At 75.1% G+C, this 25,907-nt stretch carries 24 protein-coding genes; 19 read left to right on the top strand and 5 right to left on the bottom strand.

Annotated features, from left to right (window positions below; genetic code table 11):
- The first annotated feature begins 58 nt into the window (after nt 1-58).
- From ACIRBX_RS26040 to ACIRBX_RS26010, 7 genes are all read left to right on the top strand, one after another.
- Complete coding sequence (locus ACIRBX_RS26040; RefSeq protein ID WP_402299979.1) at nt 59-1,888, top strand: GspE/PulE family protein; 1,830 nt, start codon at nt 59-61, stop codon at nt 1,886-1,888.
- 77 nt (nt 1,889-1,965) lie between these two features.
- On the top strand, nt 1,966-3,177 hold the full coding sequence (locus ACIRBX_RS26035) for a type II secretion system F family protein (protein WP_402299977.1): 1,212 nt from the start codon (nt 1,966-1,968) through the stop codon (nt 3,175-3,177).
- Nucleotides 3,174-3,650 (top strand): type II secretion system protein, encoded by a 477-nt coding sequence (locus ACIRBX_RS26030; protein WP_402299976.1) that lies wholly within the window; start codon nt 3,174-3,176, stop codon nt 3,648-3,650. Before ACIRBX_RS26035 ends, ACIRBX_RS26030 begins: the two co-directional genes overlap by 4 nt.
- A complete protein-coding gene (locus ACIRBX_RS26025) occupies nt 3,647-4,189 on the top strand; it encodes a type II secretion system protein (protein ID WP_402299974.1) in 543 nt (180 codons plus the stop codon). Before ACIRBX_RS26030 ends, ACIRBX_RS26025 begins: the two co-directional genes overlap by 4 nt.
- Nucleotides 4,186-8,076, top strand: a complete 3,891-nt coding sequence (locus tag ACIRBX_RS26020) for a hypothetical protein (protein WP_402299973.1) — start codon at nt 4,186-4,188, stop codon at nt 8,074-8,076. The genes ACIRBX_RS26025 and ACIRBX_RS26020 overlap by 4 nt, the downstream gene beginning before the upstream one ends.
- Nucleotides 8,073-9,164: a type IV pilus twitching motility protein PilT gene (locus ACIRBX_RS26015; RefSeq protein WP_402299971.1), complete on the top strand. Its 1,092-nt coding sequence runs from the start codon at nt 8,073-8,075 to the stop codon at nt 9,162-9,164. The genes ACIRBX_RS26020 and ACIRBX_RS26015 overlap by 4 nt, the downstream gene beginning before the upstream one ends.
- A 311-nt stretch (nt 9,165-9,475) precedes the next feature.
- Nucleotides 9,476-9,892 carry a molybdopterin-binding protein gene (locus ACIRBX_RS26010; protein WP_402299969.1) on the top strand — a complete coding sequence of 139 codons (417 nt, stop codon included), beginning with the start codon at nt 9,476-9,478 and terminating at the stop codon, nt 9,890-9,892.
- A gap of 85 nt (nt 9,893-9,977) precedes the next feature.
- On the opposite strand, the gene ACIRBX_RS26005 is transcribed toward ACIRBX_RS26010, so the two are convergent.
- The gene (locus ACIRBX_RS26005) at nt 9,978-10,646 is read right to left on the bottom strand and encodes a pyridoxal 5'-phosphate synthase (RefSeq protein WP_402299968.1); all 669 of its coding nucleotides are present in this window, start codon (nt 10,644-10,646) and stop codon (nt 9,978-9,980) included.
- Nucleotides 10,647-10,883: 237 nt separating this feature from the next.
- On the opposite strand from ACIRBX_RS26005, the gene ACIRBX_RS26000 reads away from it, so the two are divergent.
- The 4 genes from ACIRBX_RS26000 (at nt 10,884) to ACIRBX_RS25985 (ending at nt 14,779) form a co-directional block, all read left to right on the top strand.
- Complete coding sequence (locus ACIRBX_RS26000) at nt 10,884-12,140, top strand: cytochrome P450 (protein WP_402299966.1); 1,257 nt, start codon at nt 10,884-10,886, stop codon at nt 12,138-12,140.
- Between the two features lie 20 nt (nt 12,141-12,160).
- Nucleotides 12,161-12,769: a dienelactone hydrolase family protein gene (locus tag ACIRBX_RS25995; protein ID WP_402299964.1), complete on the top strand. Its 609-nt coding sequence runs from the start codon at nt 12,161-12,163 to the stop codon at nt 12,767-12,769.
- Between the two features lies 1 nt (nt 12,770).
- Nucleotides 12,771-13,985: an MFS transporter gene (locus ACIRBX_RS25990; protein WP_402299961.1), complete on the top strand. Its 1,215-nt coding sequence runs from the start codon at nt 12,771-12,773 to the stop codon at nt 13,983-13,985.
- Nucleotides 13,986-14,074: 89 nt separating this feature from the next.
- Entirely contained in the window at nt 14,075-14,779 is a 705-nt protein-coding gene (locus ACIRBX_RS25985; protein ID WP_402299960.1) for an HAD family hydrolase, read from the top strand.
- Here the strand turns inward: ACIRBX_RS25985 and ACIRBX_RS25980 are convergent.
- Both ACIRBX_RS25980 and ACIRBX_RS25975 read right to left on the bottom strand, forming a co-directional pair.
- Nucleotides 14,762-15,844 carry a LuxR C-terminal-related transcriptional regulator gene (locus ACIRBX_RS25980; protein WP_402299958.1) on the bottom strand — a complete coding sequence of 361 codons (1,083 nt, stop codon included), beginning with the start codon at nt 15,842-15,844 and terminating at the stop codon, nt 14,762-14,764. The genes ACIRBX_RS25985 and ACIRBX_RS25980 overlap by 18 nt on opposite strands.
- Nucleotides 15,845-15,955: 111 nt before the next feature.
- Nucleotides 15,956-17,038 (bottom strand): LacI family DNA-binding transcriptional regulator, encoded by a 1,083-nt coding sequence (locus tag ACIRBX_RS25975; protein ID WP_402299956.1) that lies wholly within the window; start codon nt 17,036-17,038, stop codon nt 15,956-15,958.
- Between the two features lie 316 nt (nt 17,039-17,354).
- Here ACIRBX_RS25975 and ACIRBX_RS25970 point away from each other — a divergent pair, with 316 nt between their 5' ends.
- The 7 genes from ACIRBX_RS25970 to ACIRBX_RS25940 all read left to right on the top strand — a co-directional run bounded on the left by ACIRBX_RS25970 (nt 17,355) and on the right by ACIRBX_RS25940 (nt 22,654).
- Nucleotides 17,355-17,597 carry a hypothetical protein gene (locus ACIRBX_RS25970; protein ID WP_402299955.1) on the top strand — a complete coding sequence of 81 codons (243 nt, stop codon included), beginning with the start codon at nt 17,355-17,357 and terminating at the stop codon, nt 17,595-17,597.
- Between the two features lie 144 nt (nt 17,598-17,741).
- Nucleotides 17,742-18,572: a hypothetical protein gene (locus ACIRBX_RS25965; protein ID WP_402299954.1), complete on the top strand. Its 831-nt coding sequence runs from the start codon at nt 17,742-17,744 to the stop codon at nt 18,570-18,572.
- Between the two features lie 246 nt (nt 18,573-18,818).
- Nucleotides 18,819-19,346, top strand: a complete 528-nt coding sequence (locus tag ACIRBX_RS25960; protein WP_402300354.1) for a SigE family RNA polymerase sigma factor — start codon at nt 18,819-18,821, stop codon at nt 19,344-19,346.
- A 73-nt stretch (nt 19,347-19,419) separates the two neighbouring features.
- Nucleotides 19,420-20,295 (top strand): hypothetical protein, encoded by an 876-nt coding sequence (locus ACIRBX_RS25955; protein WP_402299953.1) that lies wholly within the window; start codon nt 19,420-19,422, stop codon nt 20,293-20,295.
- 370 nt (nt 20,296-20,665) lie between these two features.
- Nucleotides 20,666-21,367 carry a molybdopterin-dependent oxidoreductase gene (locus ACIRBX_RS25950; RefSeq protein ID WP_402299952.1) on the top strand — a complete coding sequence of 234 codons (702 nt, stop codon included), beginning with the start codon at nt 20,666-20,668 and terminating at the stop codon, nt 21,365-21,367.
- Nucleotides 21,351-21,989, top strand: coding sequence for a cytochrome b/b6 domain-containing protein (locus ACIRBX_RS25945; RefSeq protein ID WP_402299950.1), 639 nt, complete (start codon nt 21,351-21,353; stop codon nt 21,987-21,989). The genes ACIRBX_RS25950 and ACIRBX_RS25945 overlap by 17 nt, the downstream gene beginning before the upstream one ends.
- Nucleotides 21,990-21,997: 8 nt before the next feature.
- Nucleotides 21,998-22,654 (top strand): DM13 domain-containing protein, encoded by a 657-nt coding sequence (locus ACIRBX_RS25940; protein ID WP_402299949.1) that lies wholly within the window; start codon nt 21,998-22,000, stop codon nt 22,652-22,654.
- Between the two features lie 28 nt (nt 22,655-22,682).
- Here ACIRBX_RS25940 and ACIRBX_RS25935 read toward each other — a convergent pair whose 3' ends face one another.
- Entirely contained in the window at nt 22,683-24,038 is a 1,356-nt protein-coding gene (locus tag ACIRBX_RS25935; RefSeq protein ID WP_402299946.1) for an MFS transporter, read from the bottom strand.
- A 202-nt stretch (nt 24,039-24,240) separates the two neighbouring features.
- Between ACIRBX_RS25935 and ACIRBX_RS25930 the strand changes: the two genes are divergently transcribed.
- Nucleotides 24,241-25,143: a LysR family transcriptional regulator gene (locus ACIRBX_RS25930; RefSeq protein ID WP_402299944.1), complete on the top strand. Its 903-nt coding sequence runs from the start codon at nt 24,241-24,243 to the stop codon at nt 25,141-25,143.
- 11 nt (nt 25,144-25,154) lie between these two features.
- On the opposite strand, the gene ACIRBX_RS25925 is transcribed toward ACIRBX_RS25930, so the two are convergent.
- Nucleotides 25,155-25,751, bottom strand: a complete 597-nt coding sequence (locus ACIRBX_RS25925; RefSeq protein ID WP_402299943.1) for a hypothetical protein — start codon at nt 25,749-25,751, stop codon at nt 25,155-25,157.
- Nucleotides 25,752-25,907 lie beyond the last annotated feature (156 nt).

The raw sequence follows: 25,907 nt of genomic DNA, 5'->3' as shown, positions 1-25,907 counted from the left end.
TGCTGTAGTATCCCGCTGACTAATCAGCCGCTGACAGTTCGTGAAAGGGGTGGGTTCCGTGGCGAACCGCCGGATTCTCAGGCGCCGCGCGGCGAGTGCGGAGCCGACCGGCGCGGAGCTGCGCGGCACGGAGCTGCCCGGCGTGGAGCTGCCCCGCACGGAGCGGACCCCGCTCGCCGAGGACCCGCCGACGCCTGCGGAGGCGGACGGCCGAGCGGGCCCCAGGATCGGTGAACTACTGCTGCGGCGAGGGAAGTTGACTCCGGCGCAGCTGGACGAGGTGCTGCTCCAGCAGTCGGTGTCCGGCCGTCGGATCGGCGCCCTGCTGGTCGAGCTCGGGATGGTGGACGAGCGCGCGCTGATTGAGGCGCTGTCGGAGCAACTCGGCGTGCCGGTGGCCGACTTGCGCCAGAGCGAGCCCGATCCCGAGGCGGCCGTCCGGGTGCCCGAGGCGCTGGCCCGCTCGCTGGGGGTGGTCGCGGTGCGCCGGGACGGGGACGCGCTGCTGATCGCGGCGGGCGACCCGGCCGCCCCGGAGCTGCTCGACCGGCTGGGCCGGGCCGTCGCCCCGGACCGGGTCCGGCTGGCGATCGCGGCCCCCTCGGACATCAGGCGCGCGATCGACGGCACCTACCGGGTGCTGGCCGGAGCCGGCGGCCTGGTCGAGGCGTTCGAGGCGAGCGAGACCGGCCGCGCCGCCGCATCCGGTGCCAGGGTGGTGAGCGAGGACGCCCCGGTGGTGCACCTGGTCAACCTGATGCTCACCCAGGGCCTGCGCGACCGGGCCTCGGACATCCACGTCGAACCGCACGCCGACCGCGTCCGGGTCCGCTACCGCATCGACGGCGCGCTGCACGACGTGCTCAGCCTGCCGGAGAGCATGGGGCCTCCGGTGGTCAGCCGGATCAAGATCATGGCGGCCATGAACATCGTGGACCGGCGCCGCCCGCAGGACGGCCAGATCACCACCGAGATCGACGGCCGCCCGCTCGACATCCGGGTCGCGACCAGCCCCACCATCTGGGGAGAGAAGGCCGTGCTGCGGCTGCTGGACAGCAATCGCACGCTGCTGCGGCTGGGCGAACTCGGCATGCCCGCACCGACCTTCGAGCGCTTCTCGTCCCTGCTGCGCTCGCCGTACGGCATGGTCGCCTGCGCCGGCCCGACCGGCAGCGGCAAGACCACCACCCTGTACGCCACCCTCGGCGAGCTGAACCGCAGCGAGCGCAACATCACCACCATCGAGGACCCGGTCGAGTACGTCGTCCCGTCGGTCAACCAGATCCAGATCAACGAGCAGGCGGGCATCACCTTCGCCACCGGACTGCGCTCGATCCTCCGGCAGGACCCCGACGTGATCCTGGTCGGTGAGATCCGGGACGCCGAGACGGCGCGGATCGCGGTCGAGTCCGCGCTCACCGGCCACTTCGTGCTCTCGTCGATCCACGCCGCCGACGCCTGCTCGGCGCTGCACCGCTTCGCCGACATGGGCATCGAGCCGTTCCTGATCACCTCCACGGTGGCCGGGGTGGTCAGCCAGCGGCTGGTGCGGCGGATCTGCGACCAGTGCCGCGAGCCCTACCGGCCCGGCGTGGACGAGCTGGCCTTCTTCGCCCGGGCCGGCGGATCGGCCGACGCGGAGTTCTGGCAGGGCCGGGGCTGCACCTTCTGCTCCCGGACCGGCTACCAGGAGCGGATCGGCGTCTTCGAACTGCTGGTCACCAGCGACGAGGTCAAGCAGCTGCTGGTGGAGAACGCGCCGATCGACCGCCTGCGCCGGGCCGCCCGCGAGCAGGGGATGGACACCCTGCTGGACGGCGGCGTCCGCCTGGTCGAGGAGGGCGTCACCACCGTCGCCGAGATCATGTCCGGCGTCTACGTCGGCTGAGGGGACAGCCCCCCTGGCCCTGGCCGCCGACGGCGTACACCTCGCCACCCCCCCCCACATCCCAGGAGAGCACCGGCATGGCCACCTTCACGTACGTCGCGCTCGGCCCGGACGGGCGGCGGGCCACCGGTGTGCTCAAGGGCTCCAGCGTGGAGGGCGTCACCGACAGCCTGGCCCGGCAGGGCTACACCGTGCAGTCCGTCAAGGCCGCCGGGCGCAGTCTCCTCCAGCTCGAACTGACCGCCAGGAAAGTCGACTTGGTGGAGCTGAGCAACTTCTCCCGGCAGATGGCCGCCTTCGTCAAGGCCGGTGTGCCGGTCCTGGACGCGCTGGAGATCATCCGCGCCGAGACCAAGGACCGGAAGCTGGCCGAGGTGCTGGCGGACGTGATGGACTCGCTGCGCTTCGGCGAGGGCTTCGCCGCCGCGATGGCCGCCCACCGCAGGGCGCTCCCGCCGTTCTACGTCGCGGTCCTCCACTCGGCCGAGGCGACCGGTGAACTCGACGTGGTGATGGCCCAGTTGGCCCGCTACATCGAGCGTGACGTGGAGGCCAGGCGGAGCGTCCGATCGGCCCTGACCTACCCGAGCCTGGTGATGGTGCTGGCCGTCGCCGTGGTGGTGATCCTGGTGGTCTTCGTGCTGCCCCGCTTCGAGGCGTTCTTCGCCTCCTTCGACGCCGAACTGCCGCTGCCGACCCGGATGCTGCTCGGCTTCACGGACTTCGTCACGGCCTGGTACCCGGTCATCGTCGGGGCCCTGGCCGGGCTGGTGGTGGCCGTGGCGGCCGGTCTGCGCACCGAGCCGGTACGGGCCCTGCGGGACCGCCTGCTGCTGGCGGTGCCGGTGCTCGGGGACGTGGTGCGCTTCCTGGTGATCGAACGGTTCTGCCGCATCCTGACCTCGATGATCAAGGCCGGGGTGCCCGTCCCGGAGGCGCTCACGCTGGCCGGCGCGGGCGCCGACAACCTGGTCTACGAGCGCTCCGTCGCGACCGCCCGGACGGAGGTGCTCGAAGGCGGCGGGATCTCCCGGCCGATCGCCCGCACCGGCCTGTTCCCCGGCGCGGTCACCCAGATGATGCGGGTGGGGGAGGAGACCGGCACCCTCGACGAGCAGTTGGAGAACGTGTCGGACTTCTACGAGAAGGAGCTCCAGCACCGGATCAAGCGCCTGACCGGTCTGTTCGAGCCGGCCGTGGTGGTGCTGGTCGGTGCCGTGGTGGGATTCGTGGCCGTCGCGCTGCTCTCGGCGATCTACGGCGTCTACAGCCAGGTCGAGGTCCGGTGACCGCCCCGGTCCGGGCCCGGTCCGGCGGCGAGCGTCGCGGCGGCGAGCGTCGTGGCGGCCCTCGGGGCGAGGCGGGCGAGACGCTGGTGGAGGCCCTCGTCGCGGTGGCGCTCATCGGTGTCGCCTTCGTCGCCGTCCTCGGCGGCATCGGCACCGCGCTCGTCAGCTCCGCCACCCAGCAGCGGGTGACCGGCGCGGACGCGCTCGTCCGCAGCACCGCCGAGACGATCCTCGGCGGCCCGTACACGGCCTGCGCCACGGGCTACCCGACGCCGACGCCGCCGCCCGGCTTCACCGTGACCGTCGAGGTGGAGTACTGGGACGGGACGGCCGCGTTCGGCCGGCGCTGCCCGGCGGCCGACACGGGCGTGCAGAAGCTCACGCTCACCGTGCACCCGACCGGCCCGCCCGGTCGGCAGTCCGTCCGGGACACCGTGCTGGAGGTCGTCAAGCGCGCGGCGGTGGCGTCATGACGACCCGTCAGCGGGCCGGGCACACCGGCCGCTCCGACCGCTCCGAGCTGGGCTTCACCCTGACCGAGCTGCTGGTCACGCTCGTCATCGTGGGCATCATCGCGACCCTGCTGCCGACCGCCGTCGTGCTCGGGCTCCGGTTCACCGCCGACACCGGGCGGCGGGTCGCCGCCACCGGCGCGACCGGCACGCTCAACCGCTACTTCCCCGGCGACGTGCAGAGCGCCGACGCCGTCACGACCACCCCCGCGTGCGGCGCCACCGAGGTGATCGTCCACCTGAGCCGACCCGGGGCCGAGGTCGTCTACACCTACGACCCGCCGACCGGTGAGCTGCACCGCGTCACCTGCACCGCCACCGGCCCCGTGCCCACCCTGCTGGGCCGCTTCGACCCCACCGCACCGACCCGGCCGGTGACCCTGACCTGCGGAGCCGAGACCCCGTGCACCTCACCCCTGGAAGTGACGCTGACCGTGCGGACCGACCCCGGCACACCCCCGACCACCCTGACCGCCCTCCGACGGGTGGGCAGCGCGTGACCGCCCGGCCGTCCCCGCCGGGCCGCCCGCACCGGGACGAGCAGGGCGCGACCCTGATCCTGGCCCTGGCCTTCGTCCTCGTCCTCAGCCTGATCGCCGTGTCGGTGCTCTCCTTCGCGGGCACCTCGCTGAGGGCGGCGAGCGGCTTCGCCGAGCAGGGCAGGCGGGCCTACGGCGCGGACGGGGCCACCCAGTTGGCGATCAGCCGCTTCGCGCAGGGCGCCCCGTGCACCGACTACACGGCCCCGCCGCTCAACGGCCACCAGCTGACCGTGCACTGCGACCCGCTCGACGCCTCACCCGCCACCGCGCGGGTGACCCAGCCCCAGGACGCGCTGCTGGCCTTGGGCCGGGCGGCCGACGAGGGCATCCGGGTGACGACGCCCGGACTGCGCGTCCAGGGCGGCGTCTTCTCGCACGCGGACGTCACCACCGGCCCCGGCGCCTCGGCGGTGGTGGCGGGCGACGTCTCCGCCCTCGGCAGCTGCTCCCCGGCCGTCACCCGGATCCCGCTGCCGCCGACCCAGGCACCGTACGTGCGCAGCTGCGCCGGTGACACCCCGTCAGCCCCCGCCGATCCGGTGGTCGGTGCGGACCCGGACCTCGCCCCGCCCACCACCGCCGTCCCGGTCCGGCGGACGGTGCCCGCCTGCCCCGGTGCCGGCGGCGGCTGGCTGGTGCGGTTGCAGCCCGGCTCCTACGACGACGCGGACGCCCTCACCCGGCTCACCGGCGGGAGCTGTCCCGGGATCGTGGTGTGGCTGCCACCGGGCCTCTATTACTTCGACCTGGGCTTCACCGGAGGCGGTGGCACCTGGACGGTCGCCGACCCCACGGTCGCGGTGGTCGGCGGCACGCCGTCCGGCTGGGACCCGGGGGCCGCCGCCCGTCCGACCGTCCCCGACCCCGGCGGCTGCGACCGGACCGCGCCCGAGGGCGTCGAGCTCGTGATGGGCGGCACCGGCCGGGTGCAGGTGGACCGGGGCCGGGTCGAGCTGTGCGCCCCGGTCCGTCCGGGGGCGCAGCAGGTGGCGGTGTACGGCGTCCGGCCGCCGCAGGCCTCCCACGCGCTGAAGCCGACCCTGGTGGCCGGCGACGACGGCTTCGCCGACCCGGCCCGGGCGCTGACCGCCGGGGAGCGGCCGACCCTGCCCGGCTGTCCGCCGCCCGCCGCGCCGGAGGGCGCCACGGGCTGCACCGCCGACGCCGTGCTCGGCCTGACGGGCCGTCGGGCGGCCGAGCTCCGGCTCGGCGCCTTCTCCCCGAAGATCCCGCCCGGCTCGGTCGTCACCGCCGCCACGCTCCACGTCCGGCACCAGGAGGACGGCGACCTGACCGCCCCCGGCGGGCTGACGGTCACCGCCGCCGTCGACGGTGCCGGCTGCCGCACCGACCCCCTGCCCCCGCACCCGGCGCTCATCACGGACACCCCGATCGACCTGCTGAGCGCCTGCGGACTCACCGACCCGGCCCGGTTCGCCGGCCTGAGCGTCGCCTACCGCGCCGCCCTGGACGCCGAGGGCACCGCCGCCACCGCGCGCCTGGACGGCCTCTGGCTGGAGGTGGCCTACCGCACCCCGGTCACCTCCAAGCCGACCGAGGTGACCGGCACGACCGGCTTCCACGGCGGTGAGACCGCGTCGGGCACCGGCGGCGCCCTGGAGATCGGCGAGCAGCCGACCCCCTCCGTGGTCCGGGCCGACCTGGGCCCGGCGGCCCGGACCGGGGCGATCACGCTGGCCGGCTTCGGCCGGCCGCCCCTGCCGCCGGGATCGAGGCTCGACTCCGCCGTCCTGCGGGTCGCCCACCAGGAGTCCGGCGACGCGGCCGGTGCCGCGATCACCGTCACCCCGGCGGGCGGCGGCGCCCGGTGCACCGGCCTGCCGGTGCCCCGGCGGACCGACCTGGCCGAGGACCGCCTCGACCTGACGGCCTGTGGCATCACCGACCCGGCCCAGCTGACCGGCCTGACCGCGACGTACTCCGCCGGGCTGACCCCGGGGGGCCGCGAGGGTGCCGCCGTCCTGGACGGCATCTGGCTGGAGGTCGTGCACACCCCGCCGCCACCCCGGCCGGCCACCAGCGCCGAATCCACCGACTTCCTCCCCCCGGCCGCCGCCCTGGCGATCGACGGCACGGCCACCGCCCGCGCCGCCCTCGGCCCGGCCGCGCCCACCGCCACCATCGCCCTCGGCGGATTCGACACCGCTGCGGTGGCCCCCGGCTCGGTCCTGGACGGGGCGGTGCTGCACGTCGCCCACCGCGAGGACCCCGGGGCGCCCGGCGGACCGCCGCCGACCGTCACGCTCACCCCGTCCGGGCCGGGCACGCCCCGACCGTGCACCCCGCAGGCCCTGCCGGTCCGTCAGGGCGCCCTGGGCACGGACACCGTGGACCTGGTCGCCGCCTGCGGGCTGACGGATCCGTCGCAGCTGGCCGGCCTGCGCGTGACCCACACCGCCGCCTTGGCCGCCGGGGGCGGCACCGCCACCGCCCACCTCGACGGCGTGGCCCTGGAGCTGACCTGGCGACCGCCGATCCCGGTACGGCCGAGCACGGCGGCCGGCGCCGCCTCGTCCGGCAGCGCGGCGTTCGGCGACCCCGGCCTGGCACGGGCGATCGACGGCGCCGCCTCGACCTCGACGCTCGCCCCGGCCGCCCCGTCGGCGTCGCTGCGGCTCGGCGGCTTCGCGGTGCCCCGGCTGCCGGCCGGCTCGGTGACCGACCGGGTGCTGCTGCGGGTCTCGCACCAGGAGGACGACACCACCCCGCCGCCCGCCGAAGCGCCCGTCCCCGCACCGCCCGTACCGCCTGCCCCGCCCGCACCCGCCGCGCCGCCGACGGCCGTGCTGACCGTCTCCGGTACCGGCACCGCCTGCGACACCCGGCACGCCCTGACCGCCCGTCAGGGCACGCTCGGCACCGACGTGATCGACCTCCGAGCCTGCGGCGTGACCCGGGACGACCAGCTCGCCGGGCTCACCGCCGAGTACACGGCGGGCCTGGCCCCGGGGAGCAGCGCCGCCACCTCCCGGCTCGACGGCGTCCAGCTCGACCTGGTGGTCCGGGCCCCGGCCGTCCGCCCGCTCTCCGGCTGCCTCACCACGGGTACGGCCTGCCCGCTGCTGCGCTCGACCGCCGACGCCGACACGGCCACCGCGCACAGCCGCCTGGTGGTCAACGGCACCGTCCACGCGCCGACCGCCGCCATCGACCTGGCGATGCGTCAGGTGACCGGGCAGGTCGTCACCCGGGGCATCGTGGCCCGGGCCATCACCCTCGGCATCGCCCCGGCCCCCGGCTACCTCCGCCCGGTGGTGGGCATCCCCCCGGAGCCGGTCCGGTTCACCACCTACCCGACCGTGACGGCGGCACCGGCCTCCGCCTCCGCCGCCGACGGGTTCACCACCCCCGCCCCCGGTGCTCCGGCGGACGTCACCGAGGCCACCCTCCCCGGGGGCGGCCGGGCCACCCTCACCCTCGGGGGCTACGACCGGCCGGCCCCGGCGACCGCCACAGCCGGACCGCTGGAGCACGCGGTCCTCCAGGTGACGCACCGGGAGGACGGTGACGCGGCGTCGGTGCGGGTCGCGGTGGACTTCCCGGGCAGCAGCTGCACCGGGCCGGACGGGGCTCCGGCCCTGCCGGTCCGCACCGGCGCGGACGGCCCGGTGACCGACCGGATCGACCTGGCCGGGTGCGGCCTGACCGACGCGGCCCAGCTGGCCGGGCTGACCGTGACGCCCACCGTGACCGCCGGTCCCGGCGGCGCCACCGCCCACCTAGGCGGCGCCCGGATCCTGCTGCTCTCCGGCCCGCTCCTCCAGGCCGCCGTCTCCTTCGACGGTCACTCAGCGACCGTCGGGCAGTGGAAGGTCCTGACATGAGCGAGCACACCAGCACCGGGGAGGTCCGGTCCGGACCGGACGCCGGGATCATCGACCACCTGATCGGCGACCTGTGGGCCCGGGGCGGCAGCGACCTGCTGCTCACCGCCGGATCGGCGCCGTTCCTCCGCATCGACGGGGCCCTGCGGCCGGTGGACGGCGACCCGCTGACCGAGGCCGAGGCCGACCGCCTGGTGACCGGGGTCCTGGGCGGCGAACTGACCGAGCGGTTCCGCCGGGAGCGGCAGATCGACTTCGCGTTCGGCTGGGGGCAGCGCGCCCGGCTGCGCGGGAACGCCTTCGTGCAGCGCGGAGCCTCGGCGCTCGCGCTGCGGATCATCCCGTTCGAGGTGCCCACGGCCGAGCGGCTCGGCCTGCCGCCGGTCGTCACCGGGTGGGCCGGGCTGCCGCGCGGCCTCGTCCTGGTCACCGGTCCGACCGGATCGGGGAAGTCGACCAGCCTGGCGGCGCTGCTCGACCACGTCAACACCCACCGGGCGGCGCACATCCTCACCATCGAGGACCCGATCGAGTACCTGCACCGCCACAAGCGCTCCGCGGTGAGCCAGCGCGAGGTCGGCACCGACACTGAGTCCTTCCCCGCCGCGCTGCGCGCGGCCCTGCGCGAGGACCCGGACGTGCTGCTGCTCGGCGAGATGCGCGACCCGGAGAGCATCGCGGCGGCCCTGACCATCGCGGAGACCGGGCACCTGGTGCTCGCCACCCTGCACACCAACGACACCGCGCAGACCCTGGACCGGATCGTGGACGTCTTCCCCGCCGGGCAACAGCCCCAGGTCCGCCTGCAGTTGGCGCACACCCTGGTCGGCGTGCTGAGCCAGGCGCTGGTGCCCCGGACCGGCGGCGGCCGGGTGGCGGCCTTCGAGGTGCTGGTGGCCACCCCGGCGATCCGCAACCTGATCCGGGAGGGCAAGACCCGCCAGATCCGCAACGTGGTCGCGACCGGGGCCCGGGACGGCATGCAGACCCTGGAGACGGGCCTTAACGCCCTCGTCGCGGCCGGCACCGTCGACCACCGGGAGGCCCTGCGGCACACCGCCCACCCGGAGGAGATCCGGCCGGTGTGACGCCCCGTCAGCGGTCCGGCGGTGCGCTGCCGGGGCACCTGACGGACCGGCAGCCGGCCCGGCCCGTTCGGGTGTACGGCCCCCGTCTGGACGGGCGCTGCGGGGGGCCTGTCGGAACACCCGAAACGGGCGGGCCCGGGGGCCGGGATTTCGGGCTTTCGGACAACGGGGAAATGCGACGCACACGGCGGGATCGTCCTCGCGGCTGCGAGGGGGCGTCAGCCGGAGCCGGTGCGCGCGGTTAGCGTGGCCGGTGGCGGCCCGAAAGCCGTGCAGTCCGGTGCAGAGACCCGAGTGAGGCGTGACCCCCCATGAGCCTGAGCATCCGTAACCAGATCCCCGGTACCGTCACTTCCGTCACCTCGGGTGAGGCGATGTCCACGGTGAGGGTCCGGCTGACGGGCGGTCAGGACATCACTGCCGCGATCACCACCGACGCGGTGAAGGACCTCGGCATCGCCGAGGGCACGGCCGTGAAGGCGCTGGTGAAGTCGACCGAGGTCTCGCTGGCGACCGCTCCGGTGGAGGGCATCTCGATCCGCAACCAGATCGCGGGCACGGTCACCGATGTGGCGACCGGTGGCGCGATGGGTTCGGTGAAGGTGGACGTCCAGGGCGGCGAGCTGACGGCCGCGATCACCAAGGACGCGGTGGAGGCGCTCGGCCTGGCGGCGGGTACGTCGGTGGTCGCGCTGATCAAGTCGACCGAGATCTCCCTCTCGCTCTGAGCGAGCCCACGCCGCCCTGCGCCGTCCCGCGCCGTCGGCACGGCGGGCCCCGCCCGGCCCGTGCCCGGCGGAGGGACGGCGCCGGTCAGGCCCGGACCCGGTACCGCTCCCAGCGCCCGCCGTCGCGGTCGTAGCGCAGACGCACGTGCGAGCGGTCCGGGGAAGCCTGCCAGAACTCCACCCGGGTGGCGGCCAGGGTGTAGCGGGTCCAGGCCGGATCGACCAGGGAGGGCTCCCGCTCGATCCGGGCCACGGCCTCGGCCAGGGCGTCGTCCGGCCCGGCCTCCGGTCCGTCGACGCGCCTGCTCTGACGGCCGGTCAGCGCCTCGGCCCGGGCGGCGGGCGAGCGGGCCAGGAAGTCGGCGGCACTCTCCTCCGCCGTCCCCGGCGCCACCGCCCCCCGGACCCGCACCTGGCGGCCGAGATCAGGCCAGTAGAAGGTGAGCGCCGCCTGCGGACGCGCGGTCAGCTGCCCGCCCTTGGGGCTCAGTGCGTGGGTGGCGAACTGCCAGCCCGAGGTGTCCACGCCCTTGAGGATCAGCACCCGGGCGTCCGGGGCGCCCTCCGCGTCGACGGTGGACAGCGTCATGGCGTGCGGCTCGCGCACGCCCTCGGCCACCGCCTCCGTCAGCCAGGCCGTGAACAGCCGTACCGGATCGGCCGGCGCCGACGCCGGGTCGAAGCCCGGCAGGCGCCCGGCGAACACCGCCAGCCCCCGCAGCCACTCCCGGCCGGCGTCGTGCTCGGTCTCCATGGACGTACCCGCTCTCTCCCGTGTCGGCAGCCGCACCGCCCATCCTGCCGCTGCGAGGGAAGATCCGTGCCGGATCTCGCACACGCCTGTCGGAATCACCGGAAAGCTCGCACCTGCGGGTCCGGCGAGCGGTGCACTCCTCCGATTGCGGTGGCCCCCCTCGGGTCCCCGCCTGGCGGAGACACGACACCCTGACGGGCCGTCACAGCGGCTCGCGCGCGGGCCAGTATGGTGCGCATGTCGACCGAACACGCCATGGGTCAGTTCAGCATCCACGACACGGCCTACCAGAACCAGCGCTACCGGTTGTACGAGCAACTCCGTACCTCCGAGCCCGTGTTCTGGCACGAGGAGTCCGAGTCCTGGTTCATCACGCGGTACGCCGACGTCGCGACGCACCTGGTCGGCGAGAGCTTCATCACCAGCCCGCTGATCACCAACAAGATGAAGAACGTCCCTCCGGGTGAGGAGGGGGACTTCCAGGACATCATCGACGTGATCTCCACCTGGATGATCTACAACGACCGCCCGGTGCACACCCGGCTGCGCTCCCACATGAACCGGGCGTTCTGGGCCAAGGAGATCGACCTCATCCGGCCGGAGATCCAGCGGATCGTCGCCGACCAGCTGGACGGGGTGATCGCCCGCAACGGCTCGGCCTTCGACTTCGTCAAGGAGATCGCCCACCAGATCCCCGCCATCGTGCTCTGCCGGATGCTCGGCATCCCCGGCACCGAGGTGGCCCGCTTCATCGGCTGGTCCGACGACATCGCCTCGTTCATGCAGGACTTCGTGGTGAAGCCGGCGCCGGACCGGGAGATCAGCGCGCAGACCCGGCGCAGCCTCGCGGAGATCGTGGACTTCCTGACCCGGGCGATCCGGGAGCGGCGGGAGAGCCCGAAGAACGACCTGCTCAGCCGACTGATCTCGGAGAACCCGGACGAGGAAGGCCAGTTGGCCGACTCCGAGATCATCCGGCAGACCATCCACCTGATCTTCGGCGGCCACAAGATCCCGCAGTTCCTGCTGAGCAACTGCCTGCACCTGCTGTTCGCCAACCCCGCCGAGTTCGCCGCCCTCAAGGCGGACCCGGAGCTGATCACGGCCACCGTCGAGGAGTGCATCCGGGTCGAGTCGCCGATCCAGTACATCACCCGGCACGCCAAGGACGACATCGAGCTGCACGGCAAGAAGATCCGGGCCAACGACTCGGTCTACTTCTTCCTGGGCTCGGCCGGCCGCGACGCGGCGGAGTTCGAGGCACCGGAGGAGTTCCGGCTGGACCGGACCGGCCGCCGCCACCTCGGCTTCGGCGGGGGCTACCACGCCTGCATCGCCGCCGCGTTCGCCCGGGTGGAGGTCGAGGAGGTGATGCGCGGAGTGGTCGAGCGGATTCCGGGCATAGCCCCCCGGTACGACCTGACCAACCCCCAGTGGACCGCCAACCCGACCTTCCACGGCATCGTCACCATGCCGGTGGAGATCGCGGACTGACGATCGGAACAGCGAACTCCATGGCTGACCAGCCATCAGGCCACCACGACACCGCCGTGGTGGTCGCGCACGAGATCTTCGGGGTCAACGCACACGTCGCATCGGTGGCCGCCGCGCTGCGCCGCCACCGGTGCGACGTGTTCGCCCCCGACTTCCGGCCCGAGCCGAAGGCGTTCGGCCGGGCCGAGGAGCAGCTCGCCTACCAGGACTTCACGGCCCAGCTGGGCGTGGAGCGGATGGGCCTCGCCCTCGCGCGGTACGCGGACGGGCTGCGCGGGCGCTACCGCCGGGTGCTGTGCGTCGGCTACAGCGTCGGGGCCACGGCCGCCTGGCTGGCCGCCGGGGCGGGAGCCTTCGACCGGACGGTGTGCTGCTACGGCTCCCGGATCCGCGACCACCTGGACGTCAGCCCCCGAGGGGGCTGCCTGCTGGTGGTCGCCGAGCACGAAGCGAGCTTCTCCGGCCGGGAGTTCGCCGCCAAGCTGGCCGGCCGCCAGGACCTGACGGCCGAGCTGTACCCCTGCACCCACGGCTTCTGCGACCCGGGGAACCCGCACTACGCACCCGAGCACGCCCGGGCGGCGTGGCGGTCGGCCGTCGCCTTCCTCGAGCTCTCCGGAGGTGGTTGAGTTGTCGTTCCGGGTCTGGCTGTCCGCCAGGTTCTTCCTCTTCTTCCTGACCTGGAGCGTCTACCTCTCCTACTGGGGCGTCTGGCTGCTGGACGCGGGCTTCGACGGGACCGACGTCGCGCTGATCGTGACGGCCGGCCTGCTGGCCCGCTCCGCCTCGGTGGCCTTCCTCTACCCGCTGCTCTGCCGGATCGCTCCGCTCGGGCGGCTCGCCCAGCTGCTGGCCTGGGGCTCGGCCGCCACCAGCCTGCTCTACCTCGCCCCGGCCGGCCTGCCGTCGATGGTGGCGGTGTCGGTGCTGGTGGGCCTCTGCTACCCGCTGATCATGCCGCTGAGCGAGACGCTCGCGACCATCGGCGCGCAGACCGGCCGGGCCGACTACGGCGCCGTCCGGTACTGGGGCTCGGCCGGCTTCATCGCCGGGCTGGGCCTGTGCGGGCTGCTGGAGAGCGCGTACGGGTCCCCCGTGCTGGTCTGGGTCTTCGTCGGCGGCTGCCTGCTGATGGCGCTCGTCGGACTGGTGCCGCCCTCCGGGGTGGAGCTCGGCCCGGCGCCGCCGGCCCGGGCGGCCAAGCGCACCCTGCTCGGGCACCGGCCGTACCTGCTGGTGCTCGCGGTGTCCGTCCTGCTCCAGGGCACCCACGGCATCTACTACGCCTTCGGGGCGGCCTACTTCGGCGGGCTCGGGGTCTCGCACGCGGGTGTCAGCCTGCTGCTCGGGCTGGCGGTGGCGGCGGAGCTGCTGCTCTTCAAGTACGCCCTGCCGCTGCTCGGCGCCCGGTCGGTGCCGGCCCTGTTCGCGCTGGCCGCCGTGGCGTCGGTGCTGCGCTGGGGGCTGCTGGCGGCGCCGCTGCCGGTGGCCGTGCTGGTGGCCAGTCAGGTCCTGCACGCCGGGACCTTCGCGCTCACCCACTTCGCGCACGCCCAGGCCGTCCGGCTGCACCTGCCGCAGAACCTCTGGGCCACCGCCCACGGCCTCTACGCGGCAGTGGCGATGAGCCTCGGCAGCGCCGTCATGACGGCGGTGGCCGGCCCGCTCTACTCGGGCTCGCCCCGGCTGGCCTTCCTGGTGATGGCCGCACTCTGCCTGCCGGGCCTGCTGCTGTGCCGGGCCCTGGCGGGGGCGCTGCGCGGCGCCCGGCCGGAGCCGGCCGCCCCGGTGCCCGCGACGCCGACGCCCGCGCCGACGGAGACCACCGCCCGGATGCTCGACTGACCCCGCCCCAACCACCTTCTCCAGCAAGGCCGTTGAACCGGACCGTGCCCATCGCCCGCCCCTGCCGAGATCCGACCGGAGAGACTCCCATGCGCGCTCCGCGACCACCGCGCGGCCACCTCGTCCTCGACTTCAACGGCACCCTGCTGGACGACAACGCCGCCCGCCTGCGCGCGCTCAACGACTCGCTGGCCGTGCTGGGTTTGGCGCCGATCGACATGGCGGAGTACCGGCTGAAGTTCTGCGTGCCGGTGCCGAGCTTCTACGGCCGGCTGCTCGGCCGGATGCCGACCGCCGAGGAGTGGGACCTCGCGGACGCGGTGTTCCAGCGGAACTACCCCGGCTACGCGCGGACCGGTTCGACGCTGATGGAGGGCGCCGAGGACGTCCTGGCGGCCTGGACCGCTGCCGGGCACTCGCTGTCGGTGCTGTCGCTGCACACCCACGCGGCCCTGCTCCAGGAGCTCGAACGGCTGGGCATCGCCCGGTACTTCACCCTCGTGGACGGCAGACGCGGACCGACCGGCGGGACCAAGGCGGACGCCATGCGGCGGCACCTGGAGCTCCTCGGCACGGACGGCTCGCGGGTGGTGGCCATCGGCGACACCGTGGACGACGGGCTGGCCGCGCGGAGCGCGGGCATCCGGGCGGTGCTGTTCTCCGGCGGGGCCCAGCTGGCGGCGGAGCTGGCCGCGTCCGGGGCCCCGGTCGCCGACTCGCTCCGGGAGGCCGCCGAGCTGGCCGGAGCCCTGCTCGGCCTGGTCCCGGGGGCCGGGTCAACCCTCGTGCACTGACGCCCCGTCGGCGGCCTCGTCGGCGGCCCCGCCGTCGTCGCCGTGCCGTCCGGCCGTCGGGGCCGTCCCGTGCTCCAGCAGTCCGTGATGGACGATCAGGTAGCCGGCGTGCAGCCGGTTCCGGGCTCCGAGGCGGCGCATGATCTCGGAGATGTGGCGCTGGCAGCTCCGCAGCGACATGCCCAGCCGCCGGGCCACCACCTTGTCCTCCAGGCCCTCCACCAGCAGGTGCATGATGGTGGTCCGCACGTCGTCGGAGGTCTGCTCGACGACGACGGGGTCGTACTGCGGCCGGAACGGCGTGGCGCGGCTCCAGGCCCGTTCGAAGGCCGCCGCCATGAACGCGATCACATGGGGGTCGCGGACGATCGCCGCGCCGCCGGGGTCGTCCACCAGGCCGGTCACGGCCACCTCGCCGTCGAAGAGCAGCAGCCGCATGAAGCCGTCGCTCCTGGTCCGCACCTCGGCCCCCCGGCGGCTCAGGTGCTCCAGGTGCCCGACCGTCACAGGCCCGTACCGGGCGGTGTGCTGGAACAGCGCCCGCAGCCGCACCCCCCGGTGCAGCAGCTCGTCGGTGCGCCGGCCGAACTCCGCCAGGGCGCCGTCCGGCACCGCTCCGCCCGGCTGCGAGCCGAGCACCTCCCGGGTGGCCGCCGCGGCGTACTCGGTGAGCACCCGCAGGACGGTGGCCGGATCGCGGATCACCTCGACGGCGCCGGCCTGCGTGGCGCCGAGCGCGGCGCGCTGGTAGACGACGGCCAGCTCCGCGTACGCCTCCCGGAGGGAGTCCACCTCGAACTGACGGTCGTTCAGCTCCCGGACGATCGGCCCGAGACGCTGGGCACGGGCACTGTCCGGCGCCATCACGTGCAGCATCCCCTCGGCGAGCGCCGTCGGACAGAGCAGCCCCAGCCGGACCAGTACGCCGATCGCGCGGTCCAGCGCGTCGATCGGGAGCTCGGTCCGGGCGCGTAACTCGTCGATCGGGACGGGCTTCGGCCGGCCGGCCAGCAGGCCGTAGACCTCGCGCGCGTCGTCGGAGAGGACCGGACGGCCCGCCGACACGGAAAATCCGGATAAGTCCACTTCTCGTCCCCCTGCAGGTTCACGACATGCGTGAAGACGATACTCCCGGTCCTCCGTACGCGGTCCTGGTCGTCGGAGACCGGCGCCCTGCTACCGCCGACTGGCAGGAGCGACGGGGGAGGAGGGGTGGTCGCAGCCGCAGGACCGCCGCGTCAGCAGCCGGGCCGGGAAGACCCGGACGGGGTCCGGAGCGTGCCCGTCCGCTGCCGGTCCGTCCGCCCCCGGCGCGTCCAGCACGAGGGAGACGGCGGCACCGGCCATCGCCCCGGTGTCGGAGGCGACCGTGGTCAGCGGAGGGTCGCTGAACGCGGCCTCGGCTATGTCGTCGAAGCCGGCCACCGCCAGGTCCTGGGGCACTCGCAGGCCGAGCTCACGGGCCGCCCGCAGGACGCCGAGCGCCTGGTCGTCGGTGGTGCAGAAGACCGCCGTCGGCCGGTCCGGCCGCCGCAGGACGCCGAGCGCCGGACCGTAGGTGCGGAACCGGTCGAACGGAGCCTCCACCAGCAGCCCCTTGGTGGCCAGCCCGGCCTCCCGCATCGCCTGCGCCCAGCCCTCCACCCGCTCCACCAGCGGGTCGCCCGCGGTCAGGGTCGCGGCCGAGCGGCCGAAGCAGGCCACCGTGCGGTGGCCGTGGGCGATCAGGTGACGCACCGCCAGCCGGGCGCCGCCCACGTCGTCCGTCACCACGGCGGCGTTGGCCGGGCCGGCCGTGGCGTCCGGGCGGCGGTGCAGCAGGACCACCCGGGTGCGGTCGTCCTGGCCGAAGGCGCGGGCGGCCTGCTGCGCCCCGGTCTGGCTGATCAGGATCAGACCGGCGACCCGCATGCCGAGGAACGCGTGGGTGTAGTGCTCCTCCCGGGCCTCCACGTAGTCCGAGTTGCCGATCAGGACCAGCTTCCCGCGGTCGAAGGCGACGCGTTCCACGGCGTGGGCCAGCTGCGCGAAGAAGGGCTGGCGGGCATCCGGGAGGACCATGCCCAGCAGGTCGGTGCGCCGCCGGGCCATCGCCTGGGCCATGCTGTCCGGCCGGTAGCCGAGCCGCTCGATCGCGGCCAGCACCCGCTCCCGGGTGGCGGGGGCCACCGGCCGGGGGCCGTTGTTGATGACGTAGCTGACGACGGCGGTCGATGTCCCGGCCAGCGCTGCCACTTGATCCCGCGTCACTTTCGGCACGGGCCGAGCGTACACATCCGGCACCCGGGGCCGGACCGGCCGCCCGCGGAGCATTGCCCGGCTTCGCGCCGTATGCCCGCCCTGTCCGCCCCTCGGTCCGTCGCCTGGCGGAGGTACGACCCACCCCCGGGAAGTGCGGCGCGGCCCCGGGGGCGGATTCGTCACGCACCGGGGGAGGGCCGACCGCCGGTGTCCGGGCGCGGAGCTGACGGCCGGTCAGCAGGGCGGCGGGCTGCCACGCCGCCCGCTCGGACGGAGCGGGCCGGGGGCGCCGTCGCGGCGTGCCCTGGAGGCCACCGCACTCGTTGCGCACGGCATGAGCAACGCACCGCGCGGCGGGTCCGGCCGCCGACTCGACCTGACCCTCCCTCAGCAGCGCGGCGGGCGCCGCCGTTCCGGTCGGCCCGCTGCCGTCCGGACCACCGGGCAGCAGGGCCCGGAGCCGGTGGCGGCCGTGACGCACGAACGCCGGGCACCGGCCGGCCCGCCGAGCAGGCCCGGCGGCGGCGGTGCGGACCTGCGGGCCGCCCGGCTGATGCGCGCGTTCCTGGCCATCTGACCCCGGCGGGCGGCCCGGCGGGGAACGGTGACCGTTCGGCCCGAACCCGCCGGAAAATCACTGGAGACGACCGACCCGGCGCACCACACTGTCCCTCGGCCCCGACCGCCGGGGCCACGCGACAGTTCCACGGGAGCAGCCGGCTTGACGGATTCCACGCCCTACGACGCCGAACGCAGCGCCTTCACCCGGGCGGCACTCGCCCGGCTGGCCCTCAGCGACGCCGGCGTCGACCTCGCCGACGCGGCGGGGAACCTGGCGATCACCCGGTACGACGACCAGACCGGCCTGGGCGGCCGGGCCGGCGAAGCCGCCGGACTGCGGGACTTCGCCGACCGGCTGCTCACCAGGGCGGTGGTCTTCGAGCGCGAACGCGGTGCCTCGTGGGAGCAGGTGGCGCAGTACATCGGGGTCGGGGCGGCCGAGGCGCGCGAACGGTTCACGCCCGCCGTGGACCGCTGGGAGCGGGCCTTCGAGGAGCCCTACCGGCTGGACCCGACGGGACGCAAGCGCGTGCCCCAACTGCCCAGCGCCGCCTACGACCCCGAGGCGGCGTGCCGTCAGCTCGACCTCGCGGTGCGTCTGCGCACCTTCTTCCGGGACGAGCACCCGGTGAGCGGCGCGCTGCGCCCGGCCGACCACGAGCCGCCGCCGGACCACCGCCTCGGCGGCCGGGTACGGCGTCCGGACCTCGTACGGTTCCTGGAGCTGCTGTCCCGGTTCGCGGACGACTTCACGGACGTGGACTGGGACGCCGCCAGCGCGCAGCTGCGGAGCACGGACGAGGAGGACCCCGCCGACTGGGACGTCCACCCGATCCATGGTGCGACCACGCTGCTCCACGTCCGCCTGGCCACCGTCACCCGCGCCGCCCCCGACGAGGAGCTGGTCGAGGTCCTCGTCGAGGGGGCGTGGGATGCCCGGCTGCGCCTGGAGATCGACACGCTGTTCGCGGCACTGGGCCCGACCTACTGAGCGCTTCGGGTGCCCTGCGCTCGGGCGTGGGTGCGGGGCCGGTGTCGCGGTGGTCCGCCCGTGGCCGTCGGCGTGATCGTCCAGCGTCGGGCCGCCCGGCGTCGCAGGGGCGGCTCGGCCGACCGGAGCCCCGGATCAGATCCCTGGTCCGGGGTTTCGTCGTTTCTCGGGGACGTCTGTAACATCCGCGGCCGCTCGGCGGTCAATTCGGGTGTGAGAGGAACACGAGAGCTGGGGGTCGGGCGGATGGTGGCGGGGGAGCGGGACGAGGAGTTCCGGGCGTTCGCGGTGGCGCGGACCGGGCAGCTGTACCGCACGGCGTGCCTGCTGACCGGCGGGGACACGCATCTCGCGGAGGACCTGGTGCAGGAGGCGCTGGGGCGGGTGTTCGCGCAGTGGCACCGGACCGGGTGGTTCGCCAAGCGGTCCCGGATCGAGAATCCGGCCGGGTACGCGCACACCGTCCTGGTCCGGGTGTTCCTGTCGCACCGCAGCCGCCGCAGCTCCGCCGAGCGCCCGGTCGAGGCTGTGCCGGAGTGGCCGGCGGGGGAGGCGGATCCGGCGTTGCGGCTGACGCTGGTGGAGGCGCTCGGCCGGCTCGGGCCGCAGGACCGGGCGGTGCTGGTGCTGCGGTACTGGGAGGACCGCAGCGTCGAGGAGACCGCGGCGGTCCTGCAGAGCAGTTCCGGTGCGGTCCGGACGAGAACGACGCGGGCACTGGGGCGGATCCGAGCGGTGCTCGGCGAGAGCCTGGGGGAGTTGGCCGGGCGTTGAGCCGGTGGCTCCCGGCCCTCGTCGGTAGGGCATTTCCGATCGTTCATCGAGTTGACTGAAGGGGAGATTTCGTATGTCCGCAGGGAGTTCTTCCGAGTTCGATGCGAGGTTCGCGGAGGCGATGACGGAGGCCGGGCAGGCCTACCGGATCGAGCCGACCGCGCTGGTGGACACCGCGTGGGCGCGGGGTCGGGCGATCAGGCGGCGTCGGCGGGCGTCGGTGGTGGTGGCGGGCGTCGCGGCGGTGGCGCTGGTCGGGGTGGGGGGTACGGCGGTGGTGGGCGCGTTCGACGGGGCGCGTCCGGTCGGGGCCGCGCACGGCGCGGCGGCCCAGGTGTCCGGGCCGGAGTTCCAGGCGATGCTGACCGAGCTGCTGCCGCAGGGGACGGTGGAGGTGGGGCAGGCGCAGGGCACCGAGGCGGACCCGGCGCAGCTGCGGCTCACGGTGGACGATGGCCACGGCGCGGCGCAGTTCCTGTTCTGGATCACCCGGGGTGGGAAGGGCGCGCAGGGCTGCCCGGCGTACCTCGGTGAGGACACCTGCACGGAGACGGAGACGGAGGCCGGGCAGGTGGTCGTCTACCAGGCCGGGGCCCGGAGCGGCGAACCGGCCGGTTCGAAGACCTGGTCGGCCGTGCTGTACACCAAGGACGGCTACCAGCTGATGCTGCAGGAGTGGAACCGCAAGCCGTTGGAGCAGGGCACGCCGATCACGCGGGCCGATCCGCCGCTGACCGCTGCGCAGTTGACCGCCGTGGTGACCGACCCGCGCTGGAAGCGGGTCGAGGCGGCGCTCTCCTCGCAGAAGCCGGGCGCCTCCACACCGACCGCGGTCGCGCCGTCCTTGACGTGGCCCTCCGGCGGGGTTGCGGTGCCCGCGCCGTCGGGGCCGGCGGATGCCTTGAGGTCCGCTGTGGCCTCGGCCGTTCCGGTCGGTCCGACGGAGTAGCAGAAGGCGGCGACGGGGGCGGCCGTCCCGGCGGCCGTCCTGGCCGCGGACCTGGTGGAGCTCCAGCGCTTCCACGCGGCTGCGGCCGAGATGGGTGACGCGGTGGTCAAGGTCGAGGCCGGCTGACCCGCTCCGGCCGGATGGTCCGTCAGCTCCTGCCCGGTCCGCTCGTGGCCGGGCAGGAGAGCTGCGACCACGTCGCCGTTCGGCTGCGTGACAACGGTGCGCCCCGGCCGGCCGCTGGGCACACCGTCTCCGGGCGCCGGGCGCCGGACGGGGACGGAGGCGCAGCGGGCGCAGGAGATGACGGAAGTCTGACGTCCGCCCCGTCACCCTTGGCCCGGGCCCGCCTGGCTGGTCGAATCGGGGCATGAGCGATGAGAGAGGTGCACCGGTCGGGCGGCGGGTGGTGCTGGCGATGCTCGGGCTTGGCGCGGCGGGCGTCGCGGCCGGGCCGTTCCTGCAGCGCGGGGTGGAGGCGGTCACCAGCCTGGACCCGACCGGCGTCACCGGGCTGCTGCCCGGTGGCGGCGGATTCCGGTACTACTCCGTGGTCGATGCGGTGGAGCCCCGGACCGACGCCGACTACGCGCTGAGCGTCGGCGGCCTGGTGGAGCGGGCGGCGAGCTACCGGCTGGCCGACCTCCGGGCACTGCCGCAGCGGCGGATCGTCCACGACGTGCAGTGCGTGACCGGCTGGCGGGTGCCGGGCACCCCGTTCGAGGGCGTGCGGCTGGCCGACCTGCTGGACGCGGCGGGGGTGCGGCCGGAGGCGAAGGCGGTCCGGTTCGAGTGCTTCGACGGCGCGTACACCGAGAGCCTGACGCTCGATCAGGCCCGGCGGGACGACGTGCTGGTGGCGCTGCGGATGCAGGACGCGCCGGTCAGCCACGAGCACGGCGGCCCGGTGCGGCTGTACGTGGCACCGATGTACTTCTACAAGTCCGCCAAGTGGCTGTCCGGCATCACCCTCACCCCGGCCGTCGAGCCCGGGTACTGGGAGCGACGGGGCTACGAGGTGGACGCTTGGGTCGGCCGGTCGAACGGACGCGACGATGCGCCGACCTCCTGAGCCCGGCCCCCGGGTGCGGCGGTTCAGCCCCGCCGAGCGGTGGGTGCACCGGGCCACGGCCGGGCTGATGCTGAGCTGCCTGGTCACGGCGGCCTTCCTCTACTACCCGCCGCTGTCCCAACTCGTCGGCCGCCGGGGCCTGGTGAGGACGGTGCACGAGTGGTCCGGGCTGCTGCTGCCCGCCCCGCTGCTGCTCGGCCTGGCCTCCCGCCACCTGCGTGCCGACCTGGGCCGGTTCAACCGCTTCACCGCCGCCGACCGGGCCTGGCTGCTGGCCGTCCGGTACCGCGTGGCGCACCGGCCGGCGGGGAAGTTCAACGCCGGGCAGAAGCTGTACGCGGCGTTCACCGCCGGGGCCGTGCTGGTGATGCTGGGCACCGGGCTGCTGATGTGGTTCACCGGTCTCGCGCCGCTGATCTGGCGTACCGGGGCCACCTTCGTCCACGACTGGCTCGCTGTGGCGGTGGCCGTGGCGGTGGCGGCCCACGTCCGGTTGGCCGTCCGTGACCCGGAGGCCCGCCGGGGCCTGCGCACCGGCACCGTCGCCCGCAGCTGGGCCGCCCGCGAACACCCCGACTGGACCGTCCCCGACGAGACCCTCGAACCGACCCCGCCCTCCTAGGAGTTCCGATGTCGTCCCGCACCACCCGGCCGGTCAAGGCCTTGGCCGCCCTCGTCGTCCTGCTCGCCGTCGCGGCGGGGCTGATCGCCTTCGAACCCTGGAAGGCGTTCACCGACACCACGGTCCAGGAGGCGCTCCCGCCGGTGGCGGCCCCGAGCACGATGACGACCGCCGCTCCCTCGGGAATGGTGTCGCCGACGGCCGAGGCATCGATGCCCGGTCCCGCGATGTCCGGTGCACCGATGAGCACCACACCGATGCCCGCCACACCGATGCCCGCCGCGCCGACGCCCGCTGCGCCGGTGTCCGCCGCACCGGCCCAGCTGGTCGGCGGTGCTTTCCAGTCCGGCGAGCACCGCACCACCGGCCGGGCCCGGCTGCTGCGGCTCGCGGACGGCGGCACGGTGCTGCGCCTGGAGGACCTCGCCACCTCCGAGGGCCCGGACGTCCGGGTCTACCTCTCCACCCGCCCCGCCGCCGTCTCCAAGCTGGAGGACCTCGGCCCCGCGCCGCTCGAACTGGGCCGCCTGAAGGGCAACTTGGGCAACCAGAACTACACCGTCCCGGCCGGCACCGACCTCACCCGCTTCCACAGCGCGGTGATCTGGTGCAAGCGCTTCTCGGTGGGCTTCGGCGCGGCCGACCTCACCGCGATGGCCGGCTGACCCCGGAGCGGTCACGGCGCAGGGGCGGTCATTGCGCGGGGGTGGTTCGGACCGTGAACCACAGACCTGCCGCCGCGCACACCCCGGCCGGGATCAGCAGGGCCACTGCCGATCCGGCCGGGCCGCCGCTCGTCCCGGCGCAGGCACCCATCACCGCCACCCCGAGCGTGGCGCCGCCCTGCCGGCAGGCGTTCAGCACCCCGGCCACCGCCCCGGTCGTCCCCGCCGGCGCCGCCTCGATCAGCGCCGCGACCAGTGCGGGCAGCACGGAGGAGGTCCCGACCCCGGTCAGCAGCAGTCCGGCTGCCAGGACCGGGTAGCCCGCGCCGGCTCCGGCCCCGGCGGCGAGCACCAGGGCGCCGACGGCCAGCAGCGCCGTCCCGGCCAGGATCGGGACCCGGGGCCCACGGGCGACGACGATCCGGCCGGTCAGTGGCGGGTTGAGGACGAACGGCAGGGTCAGCGGCAGCAGTGCCACCCCCGTCGCCAACGCCCCCAGGCCGCGCCCGCCCTGGAACAGCAGCGGCAGCACGAACAGGTCGCCCGCCAGCACGAAGTTCGCCGCCGCGCCGACTGCCAGCCCGGCCCGCACCACGGGACTGCGCAGCAGTCCCGCCCCGAACACGGGCGCAGCGCTGCGGCGTTCCCGCCAGACGAAGGCCGCAGCCGCCGCGCCGGCGAGGACGGCGGCGGCCGTCGCGTGCCGCCAGGCGCCGGCACCGGCCGCGATCGCCGCGTCGGTGGCCAGCGCGAGGGTCAGCCCCGCACCTGCCTGGGCGGGCCAGTCGATCCGCCGAGAGCCCGGCCGCAGGCGCGGCAGACGGCCGGCGGCCAGGGCGAGGGCCAGCAGGGCGATCGGCGCGTTGATCGTGAAGACCGCTCGCCAGCCCGCGAGTTGGACCAGGAGCCCGCCGACCGGTGGCCCGGCCGCCACCGCCGCGCCGCTGACCGCCGCCCAGGTCGCGACCGCCCGGGTCCGGGCGGCCGGAGCGGGGTACAGCTGCCCGATCACGGCCATCGAGGAGGTGGCCACCGCAGCGGCCGTCACGCCGAGCGCGGCCCGGGCCGCCACCAGGGTCATCGGCCCCGGCGCGACGGCGCAGAGCAGCGAGACGGCACCGAACGCGGCCGTCCCCACCCGGAACACCCGCGCCGCCCCGTGACGGTCCGTCACCGCCCCGGCGGACAGCAGCAGGGCCGCGAACACCACGGTGTAGGAGGCCGTCACCCACTGGAGGCCGACGGCCGACACCCGCAGCGAGGCGACCAGGTCCGGTTCGGCGACGGCCAGCACCGTCAGGTCCAGCAGCACCGTGAAGTACCCGAGCGAGACCCCGAGCAGCGCGCGGGCGGGGCGACGGGCCACGGCCGGTGCGGGGTGCACGGGTGCGGGGTGGACGAGAGCGGGGCGGACGGAGGCAGGGCCAGGGTGAGAGTCAGGGCCAGGGCCGGGGCCGGGCACCGAGGGAGGGGGAGGAAGTGCGTTCACGGGGGTACCCTCCCGGCCGCACCCCCACCCGGGCGACCGGTCCTGCCGCAGCTCCGTTCGGGAATTCCGAACGGACGGCGGGCGGTTGGCGACGGTCATGGAACTGCGCCAGCTCCGGGTCTTCGAGGCCGTGGTCCGCCACCGCACCGTGACGGAGGCCGCCCACGCCCTGGGCCTCGCCCCCTCCACGGTGTCCGAGCACGTCCGGGGGCTCGAACGCTCCCTCGGCCTCCTGCTGTTCGAACGCGGCAGCCGGGGCATGCGGCTCACCCCGGCCGGTGAGCGCCTCCGGGGCTGGGCACACCGCCTGCTGGACCAGGCCGACCAGGCACGCCGCGAGGTGCTCGGGGCCGAACAGGCGCTCCGGTTGGGGGCCTTGGAGACCATCGCCGCCTCCCACGTCCCCGGCGTGCTGGGCCGGGTCGGCGCCCGCGACCCCCGGCTCCGGATCGAGCTCCGCCCCTCGCGCAGCCGCGACGAGCTGCTCACCGACCTCGCCGCCGGCCGCCTGGACGCCGCGCTGCTGCTGGACACCGGCACCGCCCTCGGCGGGCTCGGCTTCGGACCGCCCCCGGCCGGGCTCTCCTTCGCCGACGTCGCGACCGTCCCGCTGCTCCTGGTCGGCCGGCCCGGGCATCCGCTGGCCGGCCACCGTGCGCTGGGCGCCGAGGACCTGACGGGGGAACAGCTCCTGGCCAACGCCCCCGGCTGCTCGTTCCTGCTCGCCGCCGACCGCCTCCTCAGCCCGACCCAGCCCCGGCTGCGTGCCGACGGCGTGCCGCTGATGCGGGCCTGGGCCGAGCAGGGCCTGGGGGTGGCACTGCTCCCGGAGTTCGCGGTGGCCGCCGCGGTCGCGGACGGACGGCTCGCCGTGCTCCCGCTGTCCCGGCCCGCGCCACCGAGCCTCAGCCTGCGGCTGGTCTGGCGCACCGGCACGGAGGACGCCCCGGGCGTCCGCACCCTGCTCTACGCCGCGGCCGACCCGGGGGCGGCCCGCTGACGGCGAGTGGTTCAGGGGGTCGGGGCGGCGGCGGCCCGGCGGGAGCGGCGGCGGTGCAGCAGGGCGAGGGCGGCGAGGCCGAGGGCGCCGGCGGCGATCGGGACGGCCGTCGGGAGCGGGGACGGGGTGGTGGTCCCGGCCACGGGGAGCAGGTCGAGGTCCGAGGCGCAGGCCAGCGGGACGGTCGAGCCGGCGGTGTGGGCGCAGGCCGTGGTGGCGGCGCGGGTGGGGGATGACGGGTCGTCACCGAGGGTGGCGGAGACGCGGAGCTGCCGGGTCGCGTCCGGTTCGAGGGTGAGGCCGTCCCAGGTGGCGGTGCCGTGGTCGACCGTGACGGTCGGTGTGCCGTCGGTGGAGAGCGAAGGGGCGGGCGCGGCGCCGGCCGGGAGCTGCTGGGTGATCCGCAGGTCCGTCAGCCGGGTGTGACCGAGGTTGCGGACCGTCACCGTCCAGGTCAGTTCGTCGCCCGGCCGGGCCCGGTCGCGGCCGTCGTCCAGGGTGAGGGAGAGCCGGGGCGGTGGATCGGCGGCGGTGGCCGGGGAGGGCAGCAGGGCCGGGGCGGCGAGCAGGGCGAGGACGAGGAGGGCGCGCGTCGTACCGGGCTTCACGGTGCCTCCACGGGTGTCGGTTCGCCCCTCCATTGCACCCGCCGGAGTGGGTGCGGCCCGGGAGGACGGCGCGGGGGCGAGCGGGTTCCACCCGGGTGGCGGAGGACGGGCGTGAGCCCTCCCACCCGGTGTGGGTGGGAGGGCTCACGGGAGCGG

Origin of the sequence: Kitasatospora sp. NPDC096147, from assembly GCF_044763225.1 — a bacterium.
GTDB lineage: Bacteria > Actinomycetota > Actinomycetes > Streptomycetales > Streptomycetaceae > Kitasatospora.
The sequence above is the reverse complement of the archived record's forward strand: the minus strand, read 5'-3'. Positions and strand labels throughout refer to the sequence as shown.